Genomic DNA, 8,257 nt, shown 5'->3' on the forward strand with positions numbered 1-8,257 from the left:
ATAAAAGCGACTTGACACTTTGTCAGGCCGCTTTTTTTATTTTTGACGAAAATGACGCAGCTTCATTTGCAGATGCTGAAGTAACAAAAACTGCTTGCGAGCCCGTTTGATTTTCCGATACCTTTTCGGATTTTTTCGGTAAAATTGTTGATGGAAATTTTCTGCTGGCCAAAATGTACTTGCAGGCTCAATAGCAGTGACAATTGGCCGTTTATATAGGTTAGAGTCAATTAAATGCTGTTTATAATGTTCCGCAATTTCGCGTTGCTCGGCATTTATTACAAAAATAGCAGGTCGATAGTTGCTGCCACGGTCTGCCATTTGACCAAGCTCATCAGTTGGATCTGTCAATTGGAAATAAAGCGTTACAAGTTCCAAATAACTAACAATTTCAGTATCAAAAATAATTTCAACAGCTTCCGTATGTCCCGTATACCCGCCACTGACTTGCTCATAAGTCGGGTGAGGAACATGTCCGCCCGTATATCCTGACAAAACAGAAATAATACCCGGTTTCGTTTCAAACGGTTCCACCATGCACCAGAAACAGCCTCCCGCAAAGATGGCGCGTGCTTGATGGGGCTTTTTTTCGTAGTCATGAATAGAAAAATCAAAAGGTTTATTAGCATTGCCCGTTATTTTTAAATAAAAATCCGTCACATCAGGCGTTAAATTATTTCGTAAAGCAAGGGGACGTAAGCTCGCTTCAAGTTTTAAAAGCTGATTGTGAAAATTGGCTCCGTCTTCCAACGAATTTTTCGTTTTAGTTAAAAGGGAGCGTTCAAATTCACGTGTTCCAGGATTCAAAATTAAATTATATAAGTCATTTATAATTTCTGACGGCGTATATTTCATTGAAACATCCCTCACATAGCTATTTTTATTTTGAGTGCTGCTATTGAAATGTGTATTCTGTACATTTTTAGCAGTATTTTGGATAAAAAATACATATCTTTGTCACAGGCGAAGTGTGTTTTTTATTATATAATAAAGGTGCTTTAAAACGAAATGTTCAGCTTGTTTTGAGGAATACTCGAAGTAAAGGGGCTAATTCAAATGAACAAAGTGAAGGATAGAAATTCGTTACTTGTTTTACTCGTTCTATTCATAGGCTATACGAGCGTGTACGTCGATAAGTACACAATTGGAATCTCCCTTGTGCCTGTTGCGCAAGATTTAGGCTTCGATCCCAGTCAAAAAGGATTAATTTTAAGCGCTTTCTTTTTAGGTTATACACTTTTCCAAATTCCAATGGGCTATTTAAATAACCGTATTGGCGCGCGCCCTGTGCTAGCGCTATCCATCATTATCATCGGTTTGTTTTTAGCCATTTTTGGTTTTGGCTACTCACTCTTATTTTTAGTCGTCGTCCGCTTTTTAGCAGGCTCCCTCGGACACTCCGGCTATCCGCCTTCGGTCAGCAATTATATATCGCTTCATTTTCCTTTGAATAAAAGGGGATTTGCGCAGTCAGCGATGCTCGCCTCTTCTGGTTTTGCGGCATTCATTGGGCCGTTGCTAATTGCACCGCTACTCGTTTCGATTGGCTGGCGGCATACGTATTATATTATGGGCGCAATTGTCGTTTTCATCGGCCTTTGCATCTTCCTAGTCATTCCAAAATCGACCAAGGAAGAACGCCTTTCTTACAAAGAAAAAAATAAAGTTCCTTTTTCAGAACTATTGCGTGATAAGCAACTTTGGATTTTGTTATTGTCAGCCTTTTTCATTAACGCCGCTAATTACGGTTTAACCAGCTGGCTCGCTTCTTATTTAAACGAGGCAAGAGGGCTTTCACTTAGCCAAGTGAGCTATATTAGTTCCTTAGCTGGCCTTTGCATTCTTATCGCCGGAATTTTAGGTGGATATTTAATCAGTCGCTTTTTTATTGGAAAAGAACGGATGATAATTTTCGTTTTCAGTATTTTAGGTGCGTTAAATGTTTATGGCGTTTACTTGTCAAATCAATTAACCCTTTCCATTATTTGTTTATGTTTAGCCAACATTTTTCTTATCATGGCTTTCACAACTTTAATGGGATTGCCACACAAACTATTTAAACAAAGTCATATCGCAACTAAATATGCAGCTATCAACTCTGGTGGCGTTCTAGGTGGCTTCTTTGCCCCGATGGTTATTGGCGACTTAGTAGCTGCAACAAATTCCTATCAAACAGCCTTCTTATTCATGGCTCTTACCTTTTTACTATCTGGTATTATCATACTAGCAGCAAAAAGAACTAGAAACGCTGAATAAGTGAAAAATAATTTTAATAGCCTGAGTTTTGGTTAATCAAATTTTGAAATGGGCAAGACTAAGTTTTTCTTTGAACCATTAAATTAAAGAGAGTGTAATAATTAAACATGTCTATTTAATAAAAAGCAGGATATTAAGTTAAAAGAAAAGGGATAAACCTAGCAGATATGAATAGGCAATAAAACTAAAAACGCGGGAAGAATCGAAAATGATTCTTCCCGCGTTTTTTATAGTTTAATTTCAAGCTCAACCGGACAATGATCCGACCCGAGCACATCAGCATGGATTTTCGCATCAACAAGCTGACTTTCCAAACGGCTTGACACGACAAAATAGTCAATCCGCCACCCCGTATTGCGCGCCCGGGCGTTCATGCGGTAAGACCACCAAGAATAAGCACTTTCTTTTTCGGGATAAAAATAGCGAAATGTATCGGTGAAGCCAGCCGAAAGCACCGTCGTAAATTTAGCGCGCTCCTCATCCGTAAACCCAGCATTCTTCCGATTTGTTTTCGGATTCTTTAAATCAATTTCGTTATGCGCAACGTTTAAATCCCCACAAAAAACAACCGGCTTTTCTGCGTCCAAACTTTTAATGTAGTTTAGGAAAGCTTCTTCCCAAGTCATGCGGTAGGCGAGGCGCGCTAATTCAGGTTGCGAATTTGGCGTGTAGACGGTAATGAAAAAGAAATTTTCGAACTCGAGCGTAATGACGCGGCCTTCTTGGTCATGCTCATCAGCCCCAATGCCGTAAAAGACGTTTAGCGGTTCTTGTTTCGTGAAAATCGCCGTACCTGAATAGCCTTTTTTGACGGCATAATTCCAATAATCATGGTAGCCCGTTAAATCGAGCTCAATTTGACCTTCTTGCAGTTTCGTTTCCTGCAAACAAAAAATATCAGCATCGACCTCATGAAAATAATCCATAAACCCTTTTTTGACAGCCGCGCGCAAACCGTTCACATTCCAAGAAATCAATTTCAAAAAAATCACCCTCCAAGTCTTTTTTTCATTATACCGCAGATTGCTTTTAAGATATAATATAATAACTAGTAATAAAGGGGGATTAAAATGAGATTTGTAGTACTACTACGAGCTGTAAACGTGGGTGGACACAATAAAATAAAAATGGCAGAACTAAGAGAGAGCTTAGCGAAAGAGGGATTTCAAAATGTGATCACGTATATTCAAAGCGGCAACCTCATTTTAAACGCCCCTTTCAATGAGGCCGAAGTGCGCGCCAAAATGGAACAACATCTAGAGGCGTATTACGCCATCAAAAACCCAATTGTTGTGGTGCTAAATGAGGAAGCTTATCGGTTGACGCTAGCCGAAAATCCATTTCCAATCATTTCGGAGTCGGAGCGTTTGATGATTTTCTTTCATAACGGCCATTTGCCAAATGCCAAAATTGAAACGGCGGACGCGATTTATGTGGCGAGCGGTGCAGCTATTTTTGTTAAAATGTTCACCACAAAAGTTCATGAAGTTAAGACGGATAAAGTAATCAAAACTTGGACGGAAGAAGCGGTTACTGGGCGCAATTTAAAGACGAGTGAGAAGTTGCTTGATCTTTTGGAAAAGCCTATAATGGAGTAGACAATGAATTGAAGGAAGTGTAGAAAATGAGAGAAGAACTTATTAAGCGCTTTACTACATACGTAAAAGTGGATACGCAGTCGAACGAGGAAAGCACGACTTGCCCAACAACGGAAGGTCAGCTCGAACTTGGTCGCATTCTTGTGCAAGAACTTAAAGAAATCGGTATGAGCGATGTGACGGTTGACGAAAATGGCTACGTGATGGCGACTTTACCTGCAAATACGGATAAAGATGTGCCGGTGATTGGCTTTTTAGCGCATCTTGATACGGCTACGGATTTTACGGGGAAAGATGTAAATCCAATTGTGCACGAAAATTACGACGGCGGGGACATCATGCTAAACCCGAATTTGGCATTGTCACCGAAGCAGTTTCCAGAATTGACGGGCTATAAAGGGCAAACACTCATTACAACGGACGGCACAACGCTACTAGGCGCTGATGATAAGTCGGGTATCACGGAAATTATGGTTGCGATGAATTATCTTTTGAAGCACCCAGAACTAAAACACGGTAAAATTCGCGTTGCTTTTACACCAGACGAGGAAATCGGACGAGGCCCAGCGCTTTTTGATGTTGCTGCATTTGGCGCAAACTATGCGTTCACAATGGACGGCGGCCCGCGCGGACAACTGGAATATGAAAGTTTCAATGCCGCTGCCGCGAAAATCACCTTTAAAGGAAACAGTGTTCACCCCGGAACAGCCAAAAATAAAATGGTCAACGCAACAAAAATGGCGATGGAATTTAACGCACAGCTCCCACAAAATGAAGCACCAGAATATACGGAAGGTTACGACGGTTTCTATCACTTGATTTCTTTAAACAGCGAGGTAGAAGAAGCGAAAGCCACTTACATTATCCGTGATTTTGATCATTTGAAGTTTGTGGAGCGGAAAACAAAAGTTGCAGAAATCGTTTCTTCTATGCAGGAAAAATATGGGAAGGACAAAGTGGTCTTGGAACTAAATGACCAATACTACAACATGCGTGAGAAAATCGAACCCGTGAAGGGCATTGTCGATATTGCGTTTGATGCGATGAAAAACCTAGACATTGAGCCTCTTATCGAACCTATTCGCGGCGGTACAGACGGCTCCCAGCTATCTTTCAAAGGCTTACCAACGCCAAATATATTTGCCGGCGGGGAGAACATGCACGGTAAATTTGAATATGTTTCTGTTGAAAATATGGAACTAGCAACAAAAGTCATCATCGAGATGGTTCAATTATTTGAAAAACGCGCATAAAAAAAACAACCGCAAATGCATGCATTTGCGGTTGTTTTTTTGTTTCATAAGACAATTCAAATGGAGATTTCAAAAAATGAAAAGTTCGATTAGTTTCTTTTCCGAAGCATGTCTTGATAAACCAATTGTTTTTCTTTCAAAAAATGGATATGTTTTTCAATCTCCAGCTTTTTGCTTAGAAGCAGTTCTTCTTGGGCGTCTAACAAGGCCATCCTCGCTTCAATTGTTTGGTCCCCAAGATCTCTTAGTCGAGCATATTTCTGAATTTCGCTTAACTCCATTCCAGTTTGTTTTAAGCGGATAATGAACTGAATCCACTCTAAATCCTGTTCACTAAATTCACGGTAACCATTTTTATTTCGTTTAGGTTGAATCATTCCAAGCTCTTCGTAGTAGCGTAAAGTTGGAATTGTTAAGTCCACTAGTTTTGAAACTTCACTAATTTTATACATATTTTCCCCCTTGCTATAAAGTAGGCTTGATAGTTTACACTTAGTCTATCACAAACAAGGAGGAATTGGATATGGAAAATAATCGTTTTAAAATTGGACTAGAAAATTTGAATCGAATTGATGGTGAAGCAGGAGAGAGAGTCATTCAATCACTGGAGGAAATCGCGCCTGATATTGGTCGATATATCGTTGAATTCGCATTCGGAGAAATTTATGCTAGAGAAACTTTGACACTACAAGAGCGAGAAATCATTACAATCACCAGCTTACTTACTCAAGGAGATACTCATGATCAGTTACATGTTCATATCAATGCTGCTCTAAATGTTGGCATAACGCCAGAAAAGATTATCGAGGTCTTCATTCAGTGTATTCCTTATGTCGGCTTTCCAAAAGTATTAAATGCGGTGACCGCTTCAAAAGAAGTTTTTGTAGCTAGGAATAAGTGAAATTAAATCTATGGAAAACAAAAACGAGAAGAAGTTTGAGTGACAACTTCTTCTCGTTTTTAAATGAACTACGCATGATGTTGACGCTCTCGAACTGTTTGCACAAAGCGCTTGGCATCCTCTTGTTCCACAAGCATAGTGTATGTAGTACCGTCTAAAAGAGTAAACTTAATTTTTGGACTCATGGCCAGTAAACTTATATGTCTGGAGCAGTGGGCAATATCGTGATAAGAAAACATTTTATTGACGAAATAAGCTTCGGTTTCAGAGAAGAAAGTAACACCCGCTAAGTTGGCAATCCAAAGGCCGTCTAATTGGACTAATTCGCCTGCCACGCTGAAGGGAAAACTACCATAAACTGGCACGCTTGTTTGTTCAATTAAATTGTGCGTGAGCGCCTTCGCAATCATACTTTTATATGCCATCATACAATCAGCCTCCTCTAACCATTATAACTTTCCCGCGGATAAATCGCTATGCGGTTGTTCGCCACTTGAAATATCTCAATTGGATGTTCGTAAAAGCTCTCCATATTTTTAACCGAAAGCATCTCGCGAGTAGCTCCTTTTGCGAAAATCTCACCATCCTTAAGCAGGACGGTTTTTGTAAATTGTGGTAAAATTTCTTCAGTATGATGCGTGACAAACAGAATCGTCTTGTCGCTAGCCGCAATTTGCTCCACTTGATAAAGCAACTTTTCGCGCGCGAACAAATCAAGCCCACTACATGGTTCGTCTAAAATAAGCAATTTGGGATCCGCCATCAGTGCGCGGGCAATCAAAACAAGTTGGCGCTCACCTTGTGAGAGTGTCGCATAAACTTTGCCGATAAGCGACCCACCGTGCGCCGAGAGAAGCAACTCCTTCGCCTGATGGATATCCGCTTCTGTAAACGGCTGGTAAAGCCCGATGCTAGCATACTTACCGCTAAGTACAATTTGCTCCGCCGTTTCATACTCCTTCAGCTGATACTGCAAGGCGCTGCTCACCCAGCCAATTGATTTCCGAAGTTCAGGCAAAGAAGTCTGTCCAAACCACTGGCCAAGCACTTGTAACCGCCCGCTACTCGGCCAAATATAACCATTTAAAAGCTTTAAAAGCGTCGTCTTTCCGGCGCCATTTAAACCGAGCATTGCCCATTTTTCGCCTGTCTGCACAGCCCAATTAATATTTCTGATAATCTGTTTTTCTTTCCGAGTAAAAGTCACTTGTTGAAATTCAAACATCGTATCACCTCAATCTTTATTTTACACAATTATCTGAAAAAAGAAAGGAGAATGCGAAATGAATATAATAGAAGCAGCTAAACATTGGATGCAAGAAAAATTCGAGTCTGACCGCACTGGGCATGATTTCGAACACATTATGCGCGTCTTTCGAACTGCCAAACATTTGCAGAAAAAGGAGGGTGGTGACACGCTTATCATCGAACTAGCCGCGCTTTTCCACGATTACCCTGATGAAAAACTAACTACAGACCCTGCTTTGGCTAAAGCTGAGTTAAGCGACTGGATGAAAAAATCAGGCTTAGATCCAGACACTATTAAAAAGATTATGCGCGCAGTCGAATCTGTTTCCTACAAACAAGGTGAGAATCCCGTTTTGGCAGAAACGCTCGAAGAAAAAATTGTGCAAGACGCCGACCGCCTAGATGCCCTTGGAGCAATCGGAATCATCCGAGCATTTACTTACGGCGGCGCCAAAGCCCGCCAGGCACTCGATTACCATCTCGAAAATCCAAACACAACGCTGGCACACTTCTTTGATAAGCTTCTACTATTAAAAGATAAGATGCACACAAAAACCGCAATCAAAGCCGCAGAAAAACGGCATTCCTACATGCTAAAATTTCTTTCAGAACTACAAGACGAAAAAGTTATCAAAAACAAGTAGCTTTTCCTTGAATTATTTCATTGATTATTATATACTTAAAAAGCTCAAAAAAAGAGGTTAATAAAATATAAATTTTTTATTGACGTAGCAACCTAATCATGATATGATAATTAAGTTGTCTCGAAAGAGCAATGTGACCTTTGAAAACTGAACAAAACGAAGATGAAAAAGCGATGAAACAGATGTTTCACCAATCAATTCATAGGACAGGAAACAAAAAGATGTTTCCAAAAAAAGTAAGAAACAAGCTAGCAAAGTCAATTTGTGACGCTAAGGAAACTTATTCACGGTGTTGAATAAGTATTCAAATTCGATTTATTTTAAAGAGAGTTTGATCCTGGCTCAGGACGAACGCTG

The 8,257-nt window shown here is 40.2% G+C and carries 10 protein-coding genes and 1 pseudogene; 5 read left to right on the forward strand and 6 right to left on the reverse strand.

Translation table 11 applies throughout. The features are described 5' to 3' along the window. Positions 1 to 36: 36 nt before the first annotated feature. A complete protein-coding gene (gene msrA / locus CFS04_RS12285; protein ID WP_304441197.1) occupies positions 37 to 603 on the reverse strand; it encodes a peptide-methionine (S)-S-oxide reductase MsrA in 567 nt (188 codons plus the stop codon). 45 nt (positions 604 to 648) lie between these two features. Next, positions 649 to 855: pseudogene (locus tag CFS04_RS13165) on the reverse strand (bacteriocin immunity protein); the annotation flags it as partial. 201 nt (positions 856 to 1,056) lie between these two features. Between CFS04_RS13165 and CFS04_RS12290 the strand changes: the two are divergent. Next, a complete protein-coding gene (locus CFS04_RS12290) occupies positions 1,057 to 2,256 on the forward strand; it encodes an MFS transporter (protein ID WP_088810977.1) in 1,200 nt (399 codons plus the stop codon). Between the two features lie 227 nt (positions 2,257 to 2,483). Here the strand turns inward: CFS04_RS12290 and CFS04_RS12295 are convergent, their stop codons facing one another. Next, positions 2,484 to 3,239 (reverse strand): exodeoxyribonuclease III, encoded by a 756-nt coding sequence (locus tag CFS04_RS12295; protein WP_088810978.1) that lies wholly within the window; start codon positions 3,237 to 3,239, stop codon positions 2,484 to 2,486. A gap of 87 nt (positions 3,240 to 3,326) precedes the next feature. Here CFS04_RS12295 and CFS04_RS12300 point away from each other — a divergent pair, with 87 nt between their 5' ends. Both CFS04_RS12300 and pepT read left to right on the forward strand, forming a co-directional pair. Beyond that, positions 3,327 to 3,854 carry a DUF1697 domain-containing protein gene (locus tag CFS04_RS12300; protein ID WP_088810979.1) on the forward strand — a complete coding sequence of 176 codons (528 nt, stop codon included), beginning with the start codon at positions 3,327 to 3,329 and terminating at the stop codon, positions 3,852 to 3,854. 26 nt (positions 3,855 to 3,880) lie between these two features. Next, entirely contained in the window at positions 3,881 to 5,107 is a 1,227-nt protein-coding gene (gene pepT, locus CFS04_RS12305; protein WP_088810980.1) for a peptidase T, read from the forward strand. Positions 5,108 to 5,196: 89 nt separating this feature from the next. On the opposite strand, the gene CFS04_RS12310 is transcribed toward pepT, so the two are convergent. Beyond that, positions 5,197 to 5,559: a MerR family transcriptional regulator gene (locus CFS04_RS12310; protein ID WP_088810981.1), complete on the reverse strand. Its 363-nt coding sequence runs from the start codon at positions 5,557 to 5,559 to the stop codon at positions 5,197 to 5,199. A 71-nt stretch (positions 5,560 to 5,630) separates the two neighbouring features. Between CFS04_RS12310 and CFS04_RS12315 the strand changes: the two genes are divergently transcribed. Continuing rightward, positions 5,631 to 6,008 (forward strand): carboxymuconolactone decarboxylase family protein, encoded by a 378-nt coding sequence (locus CFS04_RS12315; protein ID WP_179946393.1) that lies wholly within the window; start codon positions 5,631 to 5,633, stop codon positions 6,006 to 6,008. 68 nt (positions 6,009 to 6,076) lie between these two features. Here CFS04_RS12315 and CFS04_RS12320 read toward each other — a convergent pair whose 3' ends face one another. Both CFS04_RS12320 and CFS04_RS12325 read right to left on the reverse strand, forming a co-directional pair. Further along, positions 6,077 to 6,436 carry a hypothetical protein gene (locus tag CFS04_RS12320; protein ID WP_240310407.1) on the reverse strand — a complete coding sequence of 120 codons (360 nt, stop codon included), beginning with the start codon at positions 6,434 to 6,436 and terminating at the stop codon, positions 6,077 to 6,079. Between the two features lie 14 nt (positions 6,437 to 6,450). Continuing rightward, a complete protein-coding gene (locus CFS04_RS12325) occupies positions 6,451 to 7,233 on the reverse strand; it encodes an ABC transporter ATP-binding protein (protein WP_088810983.1) in 783 nt (260 codons plus the stop codon). A 58-nt stretch (positions 7,234 to 7,291) separates the two neighbouring features. Here CFS04_RS12325 and CFS04_RS12330 point away from each other — a divergent pair, with 58 nt between their 5' ends. After that, positions 7,292 to 7,900 carry an HD domain-containing protein gene (locus tag CFS04_RS12330; protein ID WP_088810984.1) on the forward strand — a complete coding sequence of 203 codons (609 nt, stop codon included), beginning with the start codon at positions 7,292 to 7,294 and terminating at the stop codon, positions 7,898 to 7,900. Positions 7,901 to 8,257: the final 357 nt, after the last annotated feature.

Origin of the sequence: Listeria sp. ILCC796 (assembly GCF_900186175.1) — a bacterium.
In the GTDB taxonomy this organism is placed as follows: Bacteria; Bacillota; Bacilli; order Lactobacillales; family Listeriaceae; genus Listeria; species Listeria goaensis.

Bases quoted from the DNA above. Each gene is read 5' to 3' on its own strand.
- pepT (WP_088810980.1), top strand. From the start codon at position 3,881: ATGAGAGAAGAACTTATTAAGCGCTTTACTACATACGTAAAAGTGGAT.
- CFS04_RS12330 (WP_088810984.1), top strand. From the start codon at position 7,292: ATGAATATAATAGAAGCAGCTAAACATTGGATGCAAGAAAAATTCGAG.
- CFS04_RS12290 (WP_088810977.1), top strand. From the start codon at position 1,057: ATGAACAAAGTGAAGGATAGAAATTCGTTACTTGTTTTACTCGTTCTA.
- CFS04_RS12325 (WP_088810983.1), bottom strand. From the start codon at position 7,233: ATGTTTGAATTTCAACAAGTGACTTTTACTCGGAAAGAAAAACAGATT.
- CFS04_RS12320 (WP_240310407.1), bottom strand. From the start codon at position 6,436: ATGATGGCATATAAAAGTATGATTGCGAAGGCGCTCACGCACAATTTA.
- CFS04_RS12300 (WP_088810979.1), top strand. From the start codon at position 3,327: ATGAGATTTGTAGTACTACTACGAGCTGTAAACGTGGGTGGACACAAT.
- CFS04_RS12310 (WP_088810981.1), bottom strand. From the start codon at position 5,559: ATGTATAAAATTAGTGAAGTTTCAAAACTAGTGGACTTAACAATTCCA.
- CFS04_RS12315 (WP_179946393.1), top strand. From the start codon at position 5,631: ATGGAAAATAATCGTTTTAAAATTGGACTAGAAAATTTGAATCGAATT.